The 20,052-nt window shown below is 58.2% G+C and carries 19 protein-coding genes; 14 read left to right on the forward strand and 5 right to left on the reverse strand.

What is annotated here, in order from left to right; genetic code table 11:
- Positions 1-77 precede the first annotated feature (77 nt).
- From kbl to BUB62_RS13055, 3 genes are all read left to right on the forward strand, one after another.
- On the forward strand, positions 78-1,325 hold the full coding sequence (gene kbl, locus BUB62_RS13045; protein WP_073110714.1) for a glycine C-acetyltransferase: 1,248 nt from the start codon (positions 78-80) through the stop codon (positions 1,323-1,325).
- A 217-nt stretch (positions 1,326-1,542) separates the two neighbouring features.
- The gene (locus tag BUB62_RS13050) at positions 1,543-2,508 is read left to right on the forward strand and encodes an L-threonylcarbamoyladenylate synthase (RefSeq protein ID WP_073110716.1); all 966 of its coding nucleotides are present in this window, start codon (positions 1,543-1,545) and stop codon (positions 2,506-2,508) included.
- Between the two features lie 39 nt (positions 2,509-2,547).
- A complete protein-coding gene (locus BUB62_RS13055) occupies positions 2,548-3,390 on the forward strand; it encodes a DUF6671 family protein (RefSeq protein WP_073110718.1) in 843 nt (280 codons plus the stop codon).
- Positions 3,391-3,491: 101 nt separating this feature from the next.
- On the opposite strand, the gene cdaA is transcribed toward BUB62_RS13055, so the two are convergent.
- Together cdaA and folP are read right to left on the reverse strand one after the other, a co-directional pair.
- The gene (cdaA, locus tag BUB62_RS13060) at positions 3,492-4,340 is read right to left on the reverse strand and encodes a diadenylate cyclase CdaA (protein WP_073110720.1); all 849 of its coding nucleotides are present in this window, start codon (positions 4,338-4,340) and stop codon (positions 3,492-3,494) included.
- Positions 4,337-5,137, reverse strand: coding sequence for a dihydropteroate synthase (folP, locus tag BUB62_RS13065; protein ID WP_234988693.1), 801 nt, complete (start codon positions 5,135-5,137; stop codon positions 4,337-4,339). Before folP ends, cdaA begins: the two co-directional genes overlap by 4 nt.
- 299 nt (positions 5,138-5,436) lie before the next feature.
- On the opposite strand from folP, the gene BUB62_RS13070 reads away from it, so the two are divergent.
- The 6 genes from BUB62_RS13070 to BUB62_RS13095 all read left to right on the forward strand — a co-directional run bounded on the left by BUB62_RS13070 (position 5,437) and on the right by BUB62_RS13095 (position 12,689).
- Positions 5,437-5,991 carry a DUF1599 domain-containing protein gene (locus BUB62_RS13070; RefSeq protein ID WP_073110724.1) on the forward strand — a complete coding sequence of 185 codons (555 nt, stop codon included), beginning with the start codon at positions 5,437-5,439 and terminating at the stop codon, positions 5,989-5,991.
- Between the two features lie 136 nt (positions 5,992-6,127).
- On the forward strand, positions 6,128-7,228 hold the full coding sequence (locus tag BUB62_RS13075) for a BT_3928 family protein (RefSeq protein ID WP_073110725.1): 1,101 nt from the start codon (positions 6,128-6,130) through the stop codon (positions 7,226-7,228).
- A gap of 138 nt (positions 7,229-7,366) precedes the next feature.
- The gene (locus BUB62_RS13080) at positions 7,367-8,422 is read left to right on the forward strand and encodes an ABC transporter permease (protein WP_073110727.1); all 1,056 of its coding nucleotides are present in this window, start codon (positions 7,367-7,369) and stop codon (positions 8,420-8,422) included.
- 251 nt (positions 8,423-8,673) lie between these two features.
- A complete protein-coding gene (locus BUB62_RS13085) occupies positions 8,674-9,195 on the forward strand; it encodes a shikimate kinase (protein WP_084539057.1) in 522 nt (173 codons plus the stop codon).
- 79 nt (positions 9,196-9,274) lie between these two features.
- Positions 9,275-9,952 carry a sterol desaturase family protein gene (locus BUB62_RS13090; RefSeq protein WP_084539058.1) on the forward strand — a complete coding sequence of 226 codons (678 nt, stop codon included), beginning with the start codon at positions 9,275-9,277 and terminating at the stop codon, positions 9,950-9,952.
- Positions 9,953-10,262: 310 nt separating this feature from the next.
- On the forward strand, positions 10,263-12,689 hold the full coding sequence (locus BUB62_RS13095) for a T9SS type A sorting domain-containing protein (protein WP_073110730.1): 2,427 nt from the start codon (positions 10,263-10,265) through the stop codon (positions 12,687-12,689).
- Positions 12,690-12,774: 85 nt separating this feature from the next.
- On the opposite strand, the gene BUB62_RS19425 is transcribed toward BUB62_RS13095, so the two are convergent.
- The 3 genes from BUB62_RS19425 to BUB62_RS19065 form a co-directional block, all read right to left on the reverse strand.
- The gene (locus tag BUB62_RS19425; protein WP_200799929.1) at positions 12,775-12,945 is read right to left on the reverse strand and encodes a hypothetical protein; all 171 of its coding nucleotides are present in this window, start codon (positions 12,943-12,945) and stop codon (positions 12,775-12,777) included.
- A 274-nt stretch (positions 12,946-13,219) separates the two neighbouring features.
- Complete coding sequence (locus BUB62_RS13100) at positions 13,220-14,578, reverse strand: site-specific integrase (RefSeq protein ID WP_073110732.1); 1,359 nt, start codon at positions 14,576-14,578, stop codon at positions 13,220-13,222.
- A gap of 10 nt (positions 14,579-14,588) precedes the next feature.
- Positions 14,589-15,185 carry a hypothetical protein gene (locus BUB62_RS19065; RefSeq protein ID WP_143164158.1) on the reverse strand — a complete coding sequence of 199 codons (597 nt, stop codon included), beginning with the start codon at positions 15,183-15,185 and terminating at the stop codon, positions 14,589-14,591.
- 323 nt (positions 15,186-15,508) lie between these two features.
- On the opposite strand from BUB62_RS19065, the gene BUB62_RS13105 reads away from it, so the two are divergent.
- The 5 genes from BUB62_RS13105 (at position 15,509) to BUB62_RS13120 (ending at position 20,004) form a co-directional block, all read left to right on the forward strand.
- Entirely contained in the window at positions 15,509-15,835 is a 327-nt protein-coding gene (locus BUB62_RS13105; protein WP_073110734.1) for a helix-turn-helix domain-containing protein, read from the forward strand.
- A gap of 50 nt (positions 15,836-15,885) precedes the next feature.
- Positions 15,886-16,842 carry a hypothetical protein gene (locus BUB62_RS13110; RefSeq protein WP_073110736.1) on the forward strand — a complete coding sequence of 319 codons (957 nt, stop codon included), beginning with the start codon at positions 15,886-15,888 and terminating at the stop codon, positions 16,840-16,842.
- 29 nt (positions 16,843-16,871) lie between these two features.
- On the forward strand, positions 16,872-18,239 hold the full coding sequence (dnaB, locus tag BUB62_RS13115) for a replicative DNA helicase (protein ID WP_073110739.1): 1,368 nt from the start codon (positions 16,872-16,874) through the stop codon (positions 18,237-18,239).
- A gap of 420 nt (positions 18,240-18,659) precedes the next feature.
- On the forward strand, positions 18,660-19,244 hold the full coding sequence (locus BUB62_RS19070; RefSeq protein WP_143164159.1) for an eL24 family ribosomal protein: 585 nt from the start codon (positions 18,660-18,662) through the stop codon (positions 19,242-19,244).
- Positions 19,245-19,419: 175 nt separating this feature from the next.
- Positions 19,420-20,004, forward strand: coding sequence for a recombinase family protein (locus BUB62_RS13120; RefSeq protein WP_073110741.1), 585 nt, complete (start codon positions 19,420-19,422; stop codon positions 20,002-20,004).
- The last annotated feature ends 48 nt before the right edge of the window (positions 20,005-20,052 follow it).

Genomic DNA, 20,052 nt, shown 5'->3' on the forward strand with positions numbered 1-20,052 from the left:
AACAAGCAAGGCAAACGACTTACCTTTGCGCTCCTTCCCATTCAGAATTCATAATTCAACATTCAGAATTCAACAACATGTACGCCACCCTCCAGTCCGATCTTCAGCAGCAGCTTCAGGAAATAAAAGACAACGGCCTCTACAAGCAGGAGCGCATCATTACCTCGCCCCAGGGAGCCGAAATTGAAACCGAAGAGGCCGGCGAGGTGCTGAACTTCTGCGCCAACAACTACCTGGGCCTGTCGTCGCACCCCGAGGTAGTAAAAGCAGCCAAAGAAGCCATTGATACCCACGGCTACGGCCTGTCGTCGGTGCGCTTCATCTGCGGCACCCAGGATATTCATAAGGAGCTGGAAGCCAAGCTGGCCGAGTTTCTGGGCACCGAGGATACCATTCTCTACGCCGCGGCTTTCGATGCCAACGGCGGCGTATTCGAGCCGTTGTTCAACGAGCAGGATGCCATCATCTCCGACGCCCTGAACCACGCCTCCATCATCGACGGGGTGCGCCTGTGCAAGGCCCAGCGCTACCGCTACCAACACAACGACATGCAGGACCTGGAAACCCAGCTCCAGGATGCCGTGCAGAAAGGCACCCGCCACCGCATCATCGTCACGGACGGCTCGTTCAGCATGGACGGCACCATCGCCCAGCTCGATAAAATCTGCGACCTGGCCGATAAGTACCAGGCCCTGGTGATGATTGACGAGTGCCACTCCATGGGCTTTCTGGGCCGCACCGGCCGCGGCACCCACGAGTACCGCAACGTGCTGGGCCGCGTCGACATCATCACCGGCACGCTGGGCAAGGCGCTGGGCGGGGCCATGGGCGGCTTCACCTCGGGCCGCAAGGAAATCATTGACATGCTGCGTCAGCGCAGCCGGCCCTACCTGTTTTCCAACACCCTCGCGCCCGCCATCGTGGGGGCCAGCATCCGCGTATTGGAGCTGCTCACCGAAAGCACCCAGCTGCGCGACCAGCTCGAAGAAAACACGAAATACTTCCGCGAAAAGATGACCCAGGCGGGCTTCGACATCAAGCCCGGTGAGCATCCCATCGTGCCCGTGATGCTGTACGACGCCAAGCTCAGCCAGGAATTCGCGGCCCGGATGCTGAAAAAAGGCATCTATGTGGTCGGTTTCTACTTTCCGGTAGTGCCCAAAGGCCAGGCCCGCATCCGGGTGCAGATGTCGGCCGCGCATACCCGCGCGCATCTGGATAAGGCCATTGCCGCCTTTATTGAGGTAGGCCGGGAGCTGGGCACGCTCAAGGACCGCTCGGCCCAGCAGCCCGAAGCCGGCCAGATAGTGACCAACACGCCGTAGGTTTTTTGAAGGGATATGAGTAGCCGAAGCCGCTGCTGACGACCAGCAGTGGCTTCGTGTTTCAACGAAGTGCCCGAGACTGTGGGGGCCGTTGGCAGCAGGTCTGACCCGCTGAACCGCCCGCAAAGGCCGGGCAGCGCTTATCTTTGCCGCCATGCCCGCCGCCCCGTCTGATTGGCAGCGAGGACCCGCTAGTTTGCCGCCCAGCCTCAGCCCTATGACGCCCATTTCCCCTGAACTGGCCCAAGCTGCCCGCCTGCTGCGGGCCGATGAGCTGGTGGCCATTCCCACCGAAACCGTGTACGGGCTGGCCGGCAACATCTTCAGCCCCACGGCCATTGCCAAGATATTCGCCCTGAAGCAGCGGCCACTGTTCAACCCGCTGATTGTGCACATCCACTCCATCGGGCAGCTGCCGACGCTGGCCCGGCACGTGCCCGAAAAAGCGCAGCGGCTGGCGGCGGCGTTTTGGCCCGGCCCGCTCACGCTGGTGCTGAAAAAGCAGCCTAGCGTGCCCGACCTGATTACGGCCGGCAAGGACACGGTGGCCGTGCGGATGCCAAACCACCCGCTGGTGCTGGCCTTGCTGCAGCAGGTGGGCTTCCCGCTGGCAGCCCCGAGCGCCAATCCGTTTGGCAGCATCAGCCCCACCCGCGCGGCGCACGTGGAGGAGTATTTCGGGGCCACGGGGCTGCTGGTGCTCGATGGGGGCGACTGTGCGCGGGGTATCGAGTCAACCATCGTCGGCTTCGACGACGACGACGAGCCGGTGGTGTACCGGCTGGGCTCTTTGGCGCTGGAAGAGATAGAGGCGGTGGTGGGGCCCGTGGCCCTCAACAACAAGAAGGAGACTGCGCCCGATGCGCCCGGGATGCTCAGCCGCCACTACGCTCCCGCCACGCCCACCCACCTGACGGCCGACCCGGCCGCCTTCATCGCCCCGCTGGCCGACAAGAAAATCGGTCTGCTGCTGTTTCGCCGAAAGCTGGACGCGCCCTTCGTGAAGCACCAGGTGGTACTATCGGAAGCCGGCGACCTGGGCGAGGCGGCCAACGGACTGTATGGGGCTCTGCACGCGCTGGATAAGCTGCAGCTGGATCTGATTGTGGCGGAAAGAATGCCCGACGCGGGGCTGGGAAAATCGATAAACGACCGGCTGGAGCGGGCCACGAAAACCCGCTAGCCAAATGCCTGACGCTGCCCTCTGAACCATCCGGCTGCCATGAACCTATTTGCCAACCGCAAGCTGCTCATCGCCACCAAGCACGCCAAGGAGCGGGTGATGGCGCCCCTGCTGGAACCGGCCCTGGGCGTGCAGTGCTTCACCGATCCGGCCTTCGATACGGACGCCTTCGGCACATTTACGGCGGAGGTAGCAAGAGCCGGCGACCCGCTCACCACCGTACGACAGAAGTGTCTGCGGGCCCTGGAAGCCAACCACTGCGACCTGGGCGTGGCCAGTGAAGGCTCGTTTGGCCCGCACCCGGCCAGCCCGTTTGTGCGTGCCGACGAAGAGTGGGTGCTGCTGCTCGACCGGAAGCACAACCTGGAAATTACGGTGCGGGAAATAAGCCTGAATACCAACTTCAACGGCCAGACCGTGGCCAGCGAGGAGGCGCTGTGGGCCTTCGCCGACGCCGCGCTTTTTCCCTCCCACGGCCTGATTCTGCGCCGGGCCGCCGACGACCCCACTGGCATCATAAAGGGCATTACCACCTCGGAGCAGCTCCGCCGGGCCTTTCAGAAAATCTACGGCGAGAGCGGGTCGGCCTACGTCGAAACGGACATGCGGGCCCTGTACAACCCCACGCGCATGGCCGTGATAGAAAAAGCCACCGCGGCTTTGGTAGCCAAAGCGCAGTCCTGCTGCCCGCAGTGCGCGATGCCGGGCTTCGGCATCACCGCTGCCCGGCGGGGGCTGGCGTGCGGCCTGTGCGGCAGCCCCACCCGCTCGGTGCGCAGCTACGAGTATGCCTGCCAGCACTGCGGCTTTGCCAAAGAAGAACTCTACCCGCACGCCAAAACCAAGGAAGACCCTATGTACTGCGACTTCTGCAACCCGTGAGGCGGCAGAGCGGCTGGCGCTGGCAGCGTGAATGCTGCAGCAGGTGTAGCACCCGTGCCGGGGTAGGCGCGCCGCCACGCGTACGTCGTCGGCGGCAGCTGCTACGCCACCACCTCCGCCGCCGGGGCCGCACTAGCCGCCGCGGCCCCGGCGGCCTTCGGTGATACGTCAAAGAGGAACTCATTGAGCCGGGTCCTTAAATCGGCGGACGACAGATTGCGGAATACCTCGCCGCCGCGCACCAGCGACATCTGGCCGGTTTCCTCGCTCACCACCAGCACCACCGCGTCGGTCACTTCCGTCAGGCCGATGGCGGCACGGTGGCGCAGGCCCAGGGAGGCGGGCACGTCGGGGTTTTCGCTCACGGGCAGAATGCAGCGGGCAGCCTTGAGGCGGTTGTTGGCAATGATGACGGCCCCATCGTGCAGAGGGCTGGTTTTGTTGAAGATGGACATGAGCAGACGCTTGCTCACGGCGGCGTCGATCAGGTCGCCGGAGTCGGCGAAGAACTTCAGGTCGGAAGCCAGCTGGAAGGCAATGAGGGCACCGGTGTTTTTGCCGGCCAGGCTTTTGGCCGCCTCCACGAACGCCGTCACGCTCAGGCGCTCGGCAGGGGCTTCGCGCCGCCACGGGAAGCTCAGCATCCGGTCGAAGGCCGTGGCCTTGCCGATGGTGAGCAGAAAGCGCCGGATTTCCTGCTGAAACAGAATGATGCTGGCCAGCACGCCCACGCTCATAAACTGCCCCAGAATGCTGGTCAACAGCTCCATACCGGCTGCCTTCACTACTAAGTACAGCAGGTACACTGACATCAGCCCCAGAAAAACCTTCAGCGCCACGCTGCCCGTCAGCAGCTTATACAGCTGATAAAACAGCATAGTCACCAGCACCACGTCCACGACGTCGATCCAGCCAATGCGCAGGAAGCCGATGCTGAAGGAGCTGGTCACGGGGAGGGGGGAGAAGAGTACGTGTTGGCCACGAGGCGGATGGTTTGCACGGCCTCGGCTACATCGTGTACGCGCAGCAGGCACGCGCCGTTGAGCAGCGCCATCGTATTCACGGCCACCGTGCCGGGCAGCGCAGCCTCGGGCGTGAGGCCCAGCGGCCGGTAGAGCATGGCCTTGCGCGAGAGGCCCGCCAGCACGGGCAGCCCAAACAGCTGCAGCTCGCGCAGGCGGCCCAGCAGCTCGTGGTTTTGGGCCGCGTTTTTGGCGAAGCCGAAGCCGGGGTCCAGCACCACATCCACCACGCCGGCGGCGCGCAGGGCGGCCAGCTTGTCGCGGAAGTAGCGCACCAACTCCGGCACCAGCCCATCGGGGTAGTCGGTGAGGGTGGCCATGGTTTGGGGGGTGCCGCGCAGATGCATGAGCACGTAGGGCACCTGCAGGCGGCCGGCGGTGGCAAACATATCCGCGTCCAGCTCACCGCCGCCGATGTCGTTGATAATGTCGGCGCCGGCAGCTACGGCGGCGGCGGCCACGCTGGCGCGGAAGGTATCGACGGACAGAAAGGCCGCCGGAAAGGCCCGGCGCACGGCGGCCAGGGCCGGCAGCAGGCGCTGCTTTTCTTCTTCTTCGGAAATGTGCTCGGCCCCTGGGCGCGAGGAATAGCCGCCCAGATCGAGCACGGCGGCCCCGGCCTGGAGCATGGCCTCGGCCCGGCGCAGCAGGTCGGCATGGTCAGCCTGGGGCGCTACGCGGCTGGCGGCGAAGAACGAATCAGGAGTCAGATTGAGAATTCCCATCACCTGGGGTCGGCGCAGATCGAGCACGCGCCCACCAGGGCAACGCAGGGTTTGCCTCGGGGAAAAACATGTATCTTTCGCGGCCTGGAGCATGGTTTCGGGCTTTTGTCGGCTGGTTTTGGGCAGAGTTGTTAGTCACATTAGTGACTGTCATCCTGAGCTTGCGAAGGACCTTATCACGCCAGCACAAGTCGTTGGTTCGATTGTCGTCCAACTGGCATAAGGTCCTTCGCTTTGCTCAGGATGACAGACGGTATTTACCCCAAAAAGTCGTTCTTCAACAAAATAGGCTGAAAATTTTGAGTAACCAAACCCAGCACGAGTACGACCGGGTTATCGGGCAGTGCCGGACGTTGTTTCTGGCCAAAACCCACGACTACGGCACGGCGTGGCGCATCATGCGCCTGCCCAGCATCACCGACCAGATTTACATCAAGGCCCAGCGCATCCGCTCCATTCAGGAGAAGGGCCTGCAGCTGGTGGCCGATGGTGTGGACGAGGAGTTCGTGGCCATCATCAACTACTGCGTTATTGCCCTCATGCAATTGCGCCTGCCCGCCGACGCCCCCCTCGACCTGGACCCCGCCGACGTGGCCCGTGCCTACGACGAGCAGATTGAGGAAAACCGCCGCCTGCTGTTTGCCAAAAACCACGACTACGGCGAGGCCTGGCGGCAGATGCGCATCGAAAGCATCACCGATATCATTCTGATGAAGCTGCACCGCACCAAGCAGATTGAGGACCTGGCCGGCGCCACGCGCGTATCGGAAGGAGTGGAGGCCAACTACCGTGACATGCTGAACTACGCCGTATTTGTGCTCATCAAAAGGGAGCTTGGGGGCTTGGGGTCTTAGGGTCTTGGCTTTTGACGAAGTACCTTCGAGCAGCCGCAGTTTTTCATCCTTGACGGCGGTCTGCCCGTAAGCCTGAGGCTATAAGCGTTCCGACCTTACACCCAAGACCCTAAGTTCCTAAGACCCCAAAAACCGAATGAAACTTATCACCCGTATCTGCTGGCTGCTGCTGGGCGCTGTATTTATCTTCTCGGGCCTGATCAAGCTCAACGACCCCGTAGGGACGGCGCTGAAGCTGGAGGAATACTTCGACGTGTTTGCCGAAGATTTTGGCCGGTTTTTTCTGGTGTTTAAGGGCAGTGCCCGCACCATTTCCATCGTTCTCAGCTCTTTGGAGGTAGTGCTGGGCGTGGCGCTGCTGCTGCGCTGGTATCTGCGCAAAACCATGTGGGTGCTGCTGGTGCTGCTGGTGTTTTTCGGCTTCCTCACGTTCTACTCGGCCGCCTTCAACAAGGTGACCGACTGCGGCTGCTTCGGCGACTTCATCAAGCTCACGCCCTGGACTTCGTTTGCCAAGGATATGGTTCTGCTGGGGCTGTGGCTGGTGGTGTTCTTCAATGTGCGCTACCTGCGCCGGGTATTTGCCAGCGGGCAGCTGGGCGTGATGTACATCACGCTGGCCGCGGCCATTGCCATCGGCATTGGGGTGCGGGCGCTGGGTCACTTGCCGTATTTCGATTTTCTGCCCTACAAAGTCGGCAACGATATTGGCAAGCTGATGCAGGCCTCGGAGCCGATGCGCTACAAGTACATTATGGAGCGCAACGGCGAAACCAAGGAGTTCACCGAATATCCCACCGACTCGACCTGGAAGTACAAGCAGATGGTGAGCCTGAACCCCGAAGCCGGCCCCAAAATCACCGATTTCCGGGTCTGGAACGATGCCGGCGACTACACCCAGGAGCTGCTGAAGGGCAACAAGCTGGTGCTCATCGTGCAGGGCACGGAAAAAGCCGACCGCGACCGGTTCCTGCTCATCAACCAATTGATGCTCTCGGCTGACTCGTCGAAGAAGAAAATCACGCCGCTGATTATCACCAGCAGCAGCCCCGCCGACTTCGACGCCTTCCGCCACGATGTGAACCTGTCGGCCCCTTTCTACTACGCCGATGCGACGGTGCTCAAATCCATGATCCGCTCCAACCCCGGCTTCATTCTGCTGCAGAATGGCGTGGTGAAAGGCAAGTACCACTACCACGATATCCCAACCCGCGGCAAGCTGGAGGAGCTGTTGTAGGGTGTGGGCTAAAATAGAACGTCATACCGAGCGAAGCCGAGGTATCTCGCGTGCTTCGTTGGATTACTACTCAACGGTCAGCACGCGAGATACCTCGGCTTCGCTCGGTATGACGTTCTGCTAAAATCCCCTCTCCCCATGATTTTCTTCCTGCTGCGGCGCCTGGCGCAAGGTGTATTGGTGCTGCTGGGCGTGGCTCTCACGGTGTTCTTCCTGTTCACGGTGCTGCCCGGCGACCCGGTGGCGCTGCTGGCTGGCCAACGCTCCGATGCCGCCACCCGCGCCGCCATTGCCGCCGACCTCGGCCTCGACCAGCCTGTGCCCGTGCAGCTGGCTGGCTACCTGAACGACGTATCGCCGCTAGGCCTGCACCCGCGCGACTCGGCCGGCGTGGCCAAATACGGCGGCGTGGCCCTGCTACCACTGGGGGAAAAATCCCTGGTGCTGAAAACGCCGTACCTGCGCCGCTCTTTCCAGAGCAATAAAGACGTGCTCAGCATCCTGCTCGACCACTTCACGGGCACGCTCTGGCTGGCGCTGGCTGCCATGCTGCTGGCGGCGGTGCTGGGCATCGGGTTCGGCGTAGTAGCCGCGCTGAAACCCCATTCCTGGCTCGACCGCGCCCTGATTACGACTTCCGTGCTGGGCATTTCGGTGCCTTCCTTCGTGGCCGGTATCCTCATTGCCATGACGTTCGGCTTCTACTGGAGCCACTGGACCGGCCTGAACCTCACCGGCCAGCTCTACGAAACCGACCCCTTCACCGGCCGCCACCTGGTGCTGCGCAACCTGGTGCTGCCGGCCTTCGCGCTGGGCATCCGGCCGCTGGCCGTCATCACCCAGCTCACGCGCAGCTCCATGCTCGACGTGCTCAGCCAGGACTACATCCGCACGGCCCGCGCCAAGGGCCTTTCCGGCTACCAAACGGTGATGGGCCACGCGCTGAAAAATGCGCTGAACCCGGTCATTACGGCCGTATCGGGCTGGCTGGCCTCGCTTATGGCCGGCGCATTCTTCATCGAGTACATTTTCAACTGGAAAGGCTTGGGCACCGTAACGCTGCAGGCCGTTCAAAGCCTGGATTTCCCCATCGTAATGGGGGCCACCATATTCATTGCCTTCCTCTTCGTGGTCGTCAATATCGTAGTAGACGTGCTCTACGCCGTACTGGACCCGCGGGTAAAACTCAGTTGATGTGCTGATAATGAAGCCGTTTGGAAAGTTTATTGCCCGTCATGCTGAGCTTGTCGAAGCATCTCTACCGCTTCGTTGCAATACTAATCAGGCGAAGCGGTAGAGAGATGCTTCGACAAGCTCAGCATGACGTTCGGGTTAGTATTGAAGACTTTCTAAATAGCTTCAATCGTTGAAATACGAACGCATCTGTGTTGTCCATACTGCTTACGTCAACACATCAAAAAATCAGCACATCAGCAAATCAAACAATGCGTCTTTACCTAATCGGAATGCCTGGGGCGGGCAAAACTACGCTGGGCCGCGCCCTGGCCACGGCGCTGGAACTGCCCTTCTTCGATCTGGATGAGGAGATAGTCCGGCAGGAGGGCCGGAGCGTGGCGGAGGTGTTTCAGACCGAAGGCGAAGTCTATTTTCGCTGCCGCGAGGCGGAAGTGCTGCGCGAATTGGTGGAGCGGCAGCCGCGCCTGGTGTTGGCCACCGGCGGCGGCACGCCCTGCTTCCACCACAACCTGGAGCTGCTGCTCGAAACCGGCCTAACGCTGTATCTGGCCGTACCCCTGCCCGAGCTGGTGCGCCGTCTGCACGAGTCGGCCGCCGCCCGCCCGCTGCTGGCCCAGCTCTCCGACGTGGCCGCGCTGGAGGCCCGGCTGCACGAAACCTTAGCCGCCCGCCAGCGGTTTTACGACCGAGCCCCGCTCCGTTGCGCCGCGCCCACCTGCACCGTGGAAGCAGTTCTGCACCTGCTCGCCACCTACCAGGCTAGCGCCTGACAGAGGCATCAGTTGGTCTTTGGCGCAGCATTTGCGCGGTGCTGCGTACTTTTGCTCCCTAATCAGCCCGTGTATTCCCATGAATTCCGCTTCCGCTGCTGCCACCGATATGTACCCAACGCCGGCAAAAGAGCCTGCGCTGGTCAAGCCTAAGCACAAAGGTTCAGCCGTTCTGTTCAAAAACCCCGTTCTGGAGCGGCTGTCGCATACGCATATTGCGCTGCCGGTTTCCATTTTTCTGCTAACGGCTCTGGTCAGCCTGTATTATGGCCTGAAAAACGACTTTATCGGCGGCGCTTCGGCCTTCGGCCTGTTTCTGGCGGGCTGGTTCCTGTTCACGTTCGTGGAGTACGCCATGCACCGCTACCTCTATCATATTCCGGCTACCACACCCAAGCGCGTCAAGTTTCAGTACACCATGCACGGCGTACACCACGAGTTTCCGAAGGATAAGACGCGACTGGCCATGCCGCCTATCATCACCGTGTTTGTCGCCTCGCTGCTGTTTTTCATCTTCCGGTTTATATTTGGCAGCCATGCCTTTGGCGTGCTGGCCGGCTTCACTTTTGGCTATGCGCTCTACCTGTTCGTGCACTACGCCATTCATGCCTACGCGCCACCCAAAAACTTCCTGAAAGTGTGGTGGCATCACCACGCCCAGCATCATTACCGGCAAGATGAAATTGCTTTCGGCGTATCCAGCACGCTCTGGGACCACATCATCGGCACCATGCCCGACAAGCCGGCAAAAAGCTAACCCCGCCACCCGTATCATCTTCAGAGCCTGACCTGTTATGGGTCAGGCTTTTTGTCGTTTATATAGGCCCGAATCTATGTTTAAAACTGTTTTTGTGAGGTTATTCTGCTATGAAATGAATATAACTATGATGATAAAATGATGTCATGTTAATGGTTTTTGTCATAATTATTTTCATATAGACTATATATTATGCAGATGTATATTGCTTATTAAATAGATAATAGTATAATTTTGATTCAAAGTCGTTATGCTTCCGCATTGCGCTGAAGCTGCGCTTGGGTCTTCTTGTCAACTCTATCTGGATCCTATGAAAACACGTTTTACCAAGCTGTTTCTGGCGGTGATAGGTCTGTTTGGCGTGCATAGCGCAGCACAGGCTCAGTATGAATTCAAGAACGTGGCTTCCGGCACCTCGGCCGGGCTGGGGCCCTACAGCCAGAACTTCAACGGACTTGCCGGCTCCAATGCTTATTTCTACAGCAATACTACGCTGCCCGGTGTGTACGCCCGCTTCACGCTCGATAGTTTTGGCGGGCAGGAGTTGGAATCGTATCAGCGCTTGGGCACGGCAGCTAAGCTAACGCCAGATGATGGCCGCGAAGGAACTGCTAGTGCCGCCACGGTAGATGCCGACGGCACGCCGCATGGCGCGGCCTGGTATCACTTCGGCACTACCGGCAGCACCGACCGCGCGCTGGGCGGTATTGCCTCCACCTCCATAGCGGCCGGCGTGGGTTACATTGGAGTCCGGTTGAAAAACAGCTCCAGCGTGCCCATCAAAAACCTGGAAATAAAGTATGCCATGGAGCAGTGGTACAACTCCAGCAACACCCAGCAGGCTACCATGCGCGTGCATTATCAGCGCTCCAGCAGTGCCATCACGCAGCTCACCAGCGGCACCTGGACCCCAATCACGGCGCTGGATGTGGCCGCCCCCTCCACTAGCACGGCCATCACCCCGCGCGACGGCAACGCCGCCACCAACCGCCGCGTGGTGCAGGCCAAGCTGCTGGGCGGCAACGGCAACAGTGTAATACTGGCACCCGGCGAAGAGATTATGGTGCGCTGGTCCTACGTCTTCAACTCGTCCAGCAATGGCAACGGCCTGAGCGTAGACGACATCATCATCACGCCCGAAACCAATATTTTCTACTCGAAAGCCACCGGCGACCTGAGCGACCGGAGTAATTGGGGCACCAACACCAACGGCGGCGGCACCGCGCCCGCCAGCTTCGCCCTGGATAACACAGTATTCTACCTGCGCGGCACCGATTCGCTGGCCAGCCGGGCCACGGCGGCCTGGGCCATCACGGGAGCCAACTCCAAGCTGGTGCTGGGCACCGCCACTGAGCCCGCCGTGCTTTACGTGGGCAGCAATGACAACATCTCGGCCTCTATCGATGTAGCCTCCGGCTCCCGGCTGCGCATCGCCAAAGCGCAGAATACGCTCACGCTGGGCACGCTAAATGCCAAAAGCGTAGTGGAGTACCTCAACAGCTCGGCCACCGCCGTGCAAACCGTGAATGCCGGCAGCTACGGTATTCTGAAGCTCAGCGGCATCGGCGCCAAAACTGTGGCCGGGCCGGTGCTGATCAGCAGCGATGTTGCTTTCACCAGCACCGGTCTGGCCACGCTGGCCCTCAACGATTACGACCTGACCATTCTGAAAAACGGCCGGATTCGCACCCTGGCTGGCTCCGCTTTGTTTGTCACCAATGGCAAAGGCGGCCTGCGGCAAACCGTATCCGACGATGGGCAGGAAGTGAGCTTTCCAGTGGCCGTAGCGGCCGATACGGCCGACTACACGCCCGTCATCCTTTCGCAGAGCGCGGCCAATTCCGAAGACACCTACAAGGTGCGGGTAGCCAATGGCGTATACCGCAGCTACGATGCCAACGAAAACGGCATAACGCCCGTCACGGCCGGCGTTGTGAAAAAAACCTGGTTCATCAGCGAGGAAGTCATCGGCAACTCCGACATCACTCTGCAAACTCTGTGGAAGGGCAAAGACGAAGCCACCGGCTTCGATGTCTCCAATGCCTACCTGGACCACTACACCACCGGCAGCGGCTGGGACCGGTTGCCGGGCCCGGGGAGCAACAAAAACTCGAAGAAGAAGTCGGCTAAAAGGAGCGGGGTCAAGAAATTTTCCCCATTCGGTGTCACTTCTCAGAGCGGCGGGGTCCTGCCGGTCGAGTTAGTGAGCTTCGGCGCTCAGCGCTCGGGTCGCACCGTAAGCTGCCGCTGGAGTACCGCTTCAGAGATGAATAACGCTTATTTCACCGTCGAGCGCAGCCTTACCAACGCGCAGGGCTTCAAGCAGATTGGCCGGGTAGCAGGCGCGGGCTCCAGTACCCAGGCGCACGCTTATCTGTTCGTAGATGAGCAGCCCGCTACCACCGTGGCCTACTACCGCCTCCGCCAAGTAGATTATGACGGCACCGAATCTTTCTCGCCCGTTAGCGTCGTGGCCGGTACCGAGCAGGCCGCCGTCAGCATCACCCCCAATCCGGGTTCTGGCCGCTACGAAATCCGCACCAGCTTCAGCGTGCCAACCTATCTGCACGGCAGCGTGGTAAACACGCTGGGCCAGCATGTCCTGGCCATCCGGCAGTCGGTAGCCGCCGGCAGCACCCAAACGCCGCTCGACCTGAGCCAGCAGCCCGCCGGCCTCTACATCGTGCGCCTCAGCACGCCGGCCGGCCCGGTCACGCTCCGAGTGCTGAAGCAATAGCGGGGTTGTTACTCTGCTTCCATCATAAGAAAAGCGGCCTACTATACAGTAGGCCGCTTTTCTTATGATGGAAGCAAACACGAGCTTAGCCCCTCATTTTACGAATAATGAAGCCAACCAACAGCACCACCAAAACGATACCGATAACCGCCGTCCAGGCACCGGCTTTGAAAATATCCCCGGCCAGCTCACAACTGCTAAGAGAGAAAGTGAGCAAAACCAGGCACAGAGCGAAAAATGACTGAAAGCGTTTCATGGCAGGAAGGCGAGAGGGTGGAAAGGAGAGATTCTGTAAAAGCAAGATTTTGCTGATACTGCCACTCGCGCCAAAAGGTTGAGCTGACGTACTTTGGTGAGGCCGTTCGGCGCTATAGCCCGGAAACGAAGAATGCCCGCCGGTTAGGGCGGGCATTCTTCACTCGAGGCGCTCCCTCCTGGGGCCAGTCGTTTGCCAGTCCTTGCCACAATATGCCGCTTCTGTGGCTGCTCAGCCACTTTTGACCGATGCTTTCTGTTACTATTCGGCATGATTAGGAAAGGATATTCCTAAAAACCGGGGGCAGATTTTGTTTTAGCCCCCGGTACGGTATCTCTTGTCTGGTCGACCCGACAGTGGGGACCGCCGCCGGCAGTACGCGCTCCCATGCCTGGAGCAGCTGCGGGCCATAACGCTCCAGCGTGTCATAACCGTATACACTGGCCGAGACGTGCCCCAGTGCAATTTCTTTCAGGGTTTGATCACCCTCGCTTCCCAGCACCAGGAGAGCTGCGCCGGTGTGGCGTGCTGTGTGCGTTGAGAGCACCTCATACATTGGCCGCACTTCTTCGGTGCGCGTCTTGCCTGAAAAGCCCACCTCCACAAATTCGCGGGTTAGGCCGGCTGCCCGCCCGAGGTACTTGAGCCGGCGGTTGCGCTCCTGCTGGCTAGCTAATGGAAGCTGGCCACCATAGCGCTGCCAGATGGTGGCTGCCGCTGGCGGCAAGGGAATCAGCACTGGCTCGCCGGTTTTCTCTTGAAACAGCTCCATGCACAGCGTTGGACCGTAACCGGGCAAATCGTGAGGCGTAACATGGTGGGGACGTACGGCGCGCAAGTCCACGTCGCGCAGTAGCAGTAGCATTTGGAGCAGGAAGGCATCACGCTCCTCTGCTAAATCATCTTCCACCGCCACAGCAAATAGAGCCTGCACCTCTGACGTTCGAAGCGCTGGGGAGCGGCCGTAGCGCACGGTAAGCTTGCTGAGCCACCGGGGCACGGCTTGGTCTACCAGGCGCAGGCAGTCTCGAAAAAACTTGTAGTGCCGCTGCACTGTCGAGTCGCGTTTGCCCTGCGCGTAAAGCCAGGCAGTGTACTTAGCCAACTGCTCACGGGTGAGTGTTGCCAGCCGCAACTTGGGGTCAAACTCTGCTAAGGCGGCTACCACCTGATTGGCTCCACGTAGGTAGCTCTCGCTGAGCAATTGCTTATTCTCAGCTTGCCATCGCTCAGAAAACTCAGGCCAAGTGGCGTTAGGAGTGAGTGGGGAAGGGCCGGATATCTCTGGTACCGGTACGACTTTGCGGCGCTGCCCGCCTGCACCCACGCTGTGAATAGCTTCCTCAATGTCGCCCTGCGTTACGTCAGCCTCGGCTTTACCAGCTGCTTCAGCGGCCAGAAATACACCCTGTATGGCGGCCAGCAGCCGGGTAAGTCGCAGATTAAGCTGGTTAGCGTCGGGTGCGCTGGTATGAATGCGCTTGGCTTTGGTGGGTTGCCAGTGGGCGGGCAGCACCTTAACGCCTGTGGGCATTTTCCACCGGTGGCCGCCGGCCCAGTGTAGATCCCCGAAAATGTTGGCCCGACCTGCTTTGTCAGGACGGTCTAGCCGCTGACGAAAGATAAGCTCCATGAGGTATGTACTATTCTATAGAGGGGCCTGTCATGAAGTCTAGAACCCATTGTTCGGTAACTCTAAACCCTTCTTCGTCACTAATGCGCTTCGACTTTATCTCTCCACTAAGTACAAGTCGCTCCGCCTCTTTTTCAGAGACTGCAAGACGTTCTGATAGTAGCGCTCGCTCATGTGCATTCAGAGATTTGTCGGCAACTGAATAAACAGAGGCAGGGTTGTTATGTATGCTCTGACTGCTATTCATCCGATCAACGTAAGAAGCGCCCCAATCTGCAAGAGACGCATCCGTAGGTCTCGTTAGAAGGTGCATAAAATCCTTCTTTTTTCGAGTACCTCCAGAAGTAGGACGCAAAGGCTTTTCCTTTTCAAGCATCTGGCCATGCCCCAATATGAGCCATTGCATCCGCACTTGTGGGAAAGCAACGAATATCTTTTGAAGTGCTGCAAAGGATGGTGCACTTTGACGTCTGCCAACAATCTCGCCTAGGCTTTGATTACTAATCCCAATTGCCTTAGCGAAAGCAGATTTATTGCCCTGGCTAAAAAAATTAACAAGCTCGTTAATCCTTGCATTTACAGTGTCTTCAGGCAATGCTTCCATCATTTACTACACAATTTTTTACATTTGTCAAACAATTGTTTAGAAATTTCAAACAATTGCGTATACATTTGTCGTATTGCAGAACACAATAAACAAATGTAGGAAAATGGGGACAAATACCACAATACTTAGTCGGATGCTCCCTTATGGTGGAGTGGGAACAATAGCGAAGAGGCTCGGCCTATCTGTAGGAGCCACTAGTGCCGCGCTCCGGCGTGGCAATCCTGGACATCCTGCTGTGCAAGAAGCCATACGCATGGCCAAGGAAAGCGGCGCGCTCGAAGCGGCTCAAACCATAGCCACTCTCACGCCTGCTGATTAATCCGATGGTACGCTTCAATCTACCCACCGGCACCTTCTCCTTCGAGGACCCAGTTATCACCACGCGGCTGCTGGAGCACGAACAGGCTGCGCGTCTGGCTGCTGCTGCCGAGCAGGCAGCCCTTTCGACTGTTTATGTGGTAAGCGGAGACCCTGACCCCAGCCGCCCCCATCAGGGACTACTTACTGTGCGCCTGAATATTTCGGAGCGTACCGCCTATCAGCTTCTACGCGATGGCAAGCTGCGCTACACCTGCGCAGGCCAGAAGAATATGCGGGTAAGTGAATTAGCAGTGCGCGAATTTCTCGGTGACGCTCCCGTTTCTCACTAATAACGTCGGAAGAATAAACGCAGGGGCTTGCCCCCATATAGCCTGCTAAAATGAACTTCCACAAACTACAAAATCACTTTTGGCAACTCTATGCAGTGGAGCGTTTCAGCGGCAACGTAACCTTGCTGTATTTCTATTGGCTGAACCGCTTCAATGCGGGACTCAACGGCGTATTCTGGCCGACTGAGTACCCACGCTGGAGCAAGCAGGTAGAGGCTGACCTAGGCATCACCGACAAACCCCTGGCGGCGGCCCGGAAAGTGCTTGAACAGCGAGGCCTACTGTACTACCGAGAAGGCTCCAAGTCGAAAGCACCTATTTGGAGCCTGAGCCCGATTGTCCGGAAAAACTCCGGGCAACACGAAGGTGTCAGCCGGATTAACTCCGACAAATCCGAGTCAATTGCCCCCCACATCAGCCGGAATAATTCCGGACAATTAGTCGGATTACCCCTTGCATTAGCCGGAGAAACTCCGGACTCTATAAGGAGAAGACATAAACCTGTTCTAGAACAAGAAGACAAAAACAAAAAAAACGCGGAGGCAGGTGCGGATTTTTCCGAAGATTTTGCTGCGTGCCCTGCAAGCAAAATAGATGCTGTCCCTACCCCATCGGAGGGAGTGGGTGCACCCGATGCCTCCGACAAAGCGCTGGCTTTCGTGCCCGAAATGGCAGCCCTCTGGCATGTGAGCCAAGAGCACAACGAGCGCAGCTGGACGAAGCTCACCCGTTTCGCCTTGGAGCAGGCGGCGTTGGGCAAGCTGGATTACCTGCGAGAGCAGTTTGCTGGCTTCAAGAGCTATTTCGGCAATTCGGGCCTAACGCCACACAACCAAGACAAGTACACCGGCCACGACGGACAAATGCCGCCTTATTCGGGAACTTGGTGTGAGTGCGATTGGGTGGCCAAGGCCAAAGAGCGAACACCTAAACCGCTGAACGGCGCGTCGCCGGTACCCACGCGGGCCAGTGTAAGCATCTCCAGTACCCCCAAAACTTTCCGCTGATTCATTCCTCACCTTTACACCACAACGCTATGCGCCAACCCGCCCGTCCTGAATTGGGGTACTTGCCGCCTCAGGCCCTGAAAATTGAAGCAGCCGTGCTCGGAGCTGCCATTTTAGAAGCACCGTCTCACCACTTGGTGTTAAGCATGCTCCCGCTGGAAGCGTTTTACAAACCGGCCCACCAGTTTGTCTACCGGGCGCTGCTCGCGTTGGCCGAGGACCACAAGCCCGCCGACCTGCTGACGGTGGTGCATCAGCTGCGGGCGCACGGCACCTTGGAACGGGCGGGCGGGCCGGCATTCATTGCTGGCCTAACCGCATGCATAAATTCAAGTGTTCACGTAGATGGCCACTGCCGCATTTTGCTGGAGCACTTGGCTCGTCGAGTTGTCATCGACGCCGGAAAATCTATGCAGGCGAAGGGCTACGACGAGAGCCGCGACCCGCTGGTCTTGCTGGCAGATGCACAGAGCCAGCTCATCAGTCTGCACCGCACCTTTGACCACCGCCCTGCACGGTCGGTAGCCGATGCCTTCGACGGCGTGTTTGCCACCTTAGCCGATGCTGTAGGCAAGCTTGGACTGACGGGTGTACCCACCGGCCTGCAGGCCCTCAACCAAGCAACCGGCGGGTGGCAGCCGAGTGACCTAGTCATCCTAGCGGCACGGCCCGGAATGGGCAAAACGGCGGCAATGCTCCATATGGCCCGCTCCGCTAGCCTCGACAACAACCTGCGCACGGCCATCTTCTCGCTGGAGATGCCTACGGCCCAGTTGGTACAGCGCTTGGTCGCAGGCGAAGTACCTGGTTACTCCAATGCCGACCTGCGCACAGCGGACCTGCCCGGTGGCCGGGAAGAAGTAGACCATTTGCGCCAGAAGGCTCTGCGTCTCAAGACTCACGGTGACCGTCTACTTATCGACGATACCCCAGGACTCTCAATTTATCAGTTGCGGGCCAAATGCACTCGCCTGCACGCAGAGCAGCCGTTGGGCTTAATAGCTATTGACTATCTCCAGCTTATGCGTGGGGACGTCAAGGGCAACCGTGAGCAGGAAATTGGCAGTATTACCCGCGGGCTTAAAGAGCTGGCTAAAGAACTTAATGTGCCGGTGCTGGCTCTCTCGCAGTTGTCGCGGGCAGTTGAGACCCGGGGCGGAGAGAAGCGACCACAACTCTCGGACCTTCGTGAATCGGGTTCCATCGAGCAGGATGCCGATATGGTGGTGTTTCTCTGGCGGGGTGAGTACTACAATATTAGCCAATACGCCGACGGCGCGTCTACCAAAGGCACCCTGCTAATCGACATTGTCAAGCACCGCAACGGCGGCATTGGGGAAATCATCGTGGGCTGTAATATGTCGCGGGGTGTACTGAAGGACCTCTATGGCAACTAACCGTTCGGGGCCCCGGCTGGCTTCGCTGCCTTACCGGCGTCTTGGCTCAGGTGCCATAATCCTAAATTTAATTTTCGACCTCCTTCGACCTTTGGGAAATGGATGACTTTTTTGACACTCGGCGCATTCCTCACGATGGAGAGCCAATAGGAATTCTGCTAAAGGAGATTGCTGCGCACGCAATGCCTCATGACTGGCGGGGCCATACTTTTATCGCTCGCACCATGCTAAAATCAGAACTAGCGCGGCCTTATGGCTGGGGAAAGGGCACTTTTCGAAGACGCCTACATAGTGTAGGGCTGAATTTTGGCCGAAGCAAACTGCTGCTCCCTCGCGAGGTTGCAGCAGTGATACGAGCACTAGGGCCACCTAGCTACGAAATCACCTTGTAAGTTATTTATCCATTAAAAGCTAACGCAAATGGCCAGATTGAAACCAACATTTACGCAAAGCTGTGACTATTGCCATGGTGATTTTGTACCCCGCAAGCGTGGTACTCAGCGATTCTGTTCAGCTAGCTGCCGCACGACATATTGCAAGAAAAAACGGGAAGGCACCTTAGGCAAGCGCACAAAACTTCAAAGGCCCGGCAATGAACTCCGTAAGAGTTCGAACTCTTTTACCGAGATGGCATTGGCTTCTGCGACTGGTGCGCTGGCCGCTAATGCAGTCAGCCAGACTACAGAATATTTCGTTGTGACCCAGGGACTGGTTAAGCAAGTAGAACACCTGACCAAGTTGGTACAGCAATTGGTAGTTGACCAAGCAAATAATACCAGGAGATTAGGTCGAGGTACGCTTACAATGCTCACCAAACTTGGTGTCACCAATGAGGAAGCTTGGAAAGCACTCAACACTCCATTCCCGATAGCAGGTGACCCTAAGCCTGTTCAGCATGCTCTGCCTGCTTCTAAACTAGAAGAGATTCAATTGCCCCCATTGGCGTCAATAGAAATACCTATGCCTATTGACCCACTCTCGGGCCAAGGCAATATTGATTCATAAAGTAGCTTTTGTGCGAAGCCTATTCAGTTGACTAGGAATTATTAAAGGTTAACCTCTCTCACCCCTCCAAAAAACGGTCGTATTCTGGAGGGTTTGGGGATGGCCCTTGCTAGTTTAGAAACGCAGATTTTTAAGACCCTTTTGGCGCACCCTTTATTGGAGGGTAAATTCTAACATGAGAGTAGCCATCTACGCCAGAGTGTCAACCCGTGACAAAGGTCAGGACCCGGAAAACCAACTGCACCAGCTCCGCGATTTCGCTGAACGGCATGGCACTATATATAAGGTGTTCACCGAAGAGATATCGGGCGGCAAGCCCGATCGCTCGGAGTTCAAGCAGCTTTTGCTTGAGGCCTACCAAATGAAATTTGACTTGGTCGTATTCTGGCGCTTAGACCGCTTCAGTCGGGAGGGAGCGCTTCCAACACTTAAGTACCTTAAGGAACTGCGCGATCATGGGGTCAACTACAAATCCTTTACTGAGCCTTATCTTGACAGTTTGGGTCCGTTTGGAGATGTGATTGTCTCGATGCTGGCTACTATTGCCGCTCAGGACTTGATTAAGATTTCGGAAAACACGAAGGCATCTTTAGCAAAGAAGAAGGCGGCAGGCGTCCAACTTGGTGCCCCAACGAAAAGTCCGGCGGTCATTGCGCTAGCGCAAGCATTGAAAGCTGAAGGAAAATCGAAAGGTGCTATTGCGCGCGCCCTTGGTATCTCGCCTAGCACAGTGGCCAAGTATGTCGCTTCAACCTTTTAAAGGTGTAAGGAACAATAGGATTCGAGATGTAGAGCGGAAGCGACAGGT

The organism is Hymenobacter daecheongensis DSM 21074, from assembly GCF_900141805.1.
GTDB classification, from domain to species: domain Bacteria; phylum Bacteroidota; class Bacteroidia; order Cytophagales; family Hymenobacteraceae; genus Hymenobacter; species Hymenobacter daecheongensis.

Coding starts and splice junctions, on each gene's coding strand:
- kbl (WP_073110714.1), top strand. CDS start 78: ATGTACGCCACCCTCCAGTCCGATCTTCAGCAGCAGCTTCAGGAAATA.
- BUB62_RS13050 (WP_073110716.1), top strand. CDS start 1,543: ATGACGCCCATTTCCCCTGAACTGGCCCAAGCTGCCCGCCTGCTGCGG.
- BUB62_RS13055 (WP_073110718.1), top strand. CDS start 2,548: ATGAACCTATTTGCCAACCGCAAGCTGCTCATCGCCACCAAGCACGCC.
- folP (WP_234988693.1), bottom strand. CDS start 5,137: ATGGGAATTCTCAATCTGACTCCTGATTCGTTCTTCGCCGCCAGCCGC.
- BUB62_RS13075 (WP_073110725.1), top strand. CDS start 6,128: ATGAAACTTATCACCCGTATCTGCTGGCTGCTGCTGGGCGCTGTATTT.
- BUB62_RS13080 (WP_073110727.1), top strand. CDS start 7,367: ATGATTTTCTTCCTGCTGCGGCGCCTGGCGCAAGGTGTATTGGTGCTG.
- BUB62_RS13085 (WP_084539057.1), top strand. CDS start 8,674: ATGCGTCTTTACCTAATCGGAATGCCTGGGGCGGGCAAAACTACGCTG.
- BUB62_RS13090 (WP_084539058.1), top strand. CDS start 9,275: ATGAATTCCGCTTCCGCTGCTGCCACCGATATGTACCCAACGCCGGCA.
- BUB62_RS13095 (WP_073110730.1), top strand. CDS start 10,263: ATGAAAACACGTTTTACCAAGCTGTTTCTGGCGGTGATAGGTCTGTTT.
- BUB62_RS19425 (WP_200799929.1), bottom strand. CDS start 12,945: ATGAAACGCTTTCAGTCATTTTTCGCTCTGTGCCTGGTTTTGCTCACT.
- BUB62_RS13100 (WP_073110732.1), bottom strand. CDS start 14,578: ATGGAGCTTATCTTTCGTCAGCGGCTAGACCGTCCTGACAAAGCAGGT.
- BUB62_RS19065 (WP_143164158.1), bottom strand. CDS start 15,185: ATGATGGAAGCATTGCCTGAAGACACTGTAAATGCAAGGATTAACGAG.
- BUB62_RS13105 (WP_073110734.1), top strand. CDS start 15,509: ATGGTACGCTTCAATCTACCCACCGGCACCTTCTCCTTCGAGGACCCA.
- BUB62_RS13110 (WP_073110736.1), top strand. CDS start 15,886: ATGAACTTCCACAAACTACAAAATCACTTTTGGCAACTCTATGCAGTG.
- dnaB (WP_073110739.1), top strand. CDS start 16,872: ATGCGCCAACCCGCCCGTCCTGAATTGGGGTACTTGCCGCCTCAGGCC.
- BUB62_RS19070 (WP_143164159.1), top strand. CDS start 18,660: ATGGCCAGATTGAAACCAACATTTACGCAAAGCTGTGACTATTGCCAT.
- BUB62_RS13120 (WP_073110741.1), top strand. CDS start 19,420: ATGAGAGTAGCCATCTACGCCAGAGTGTCAACCCGTGACAAAGGTCAG.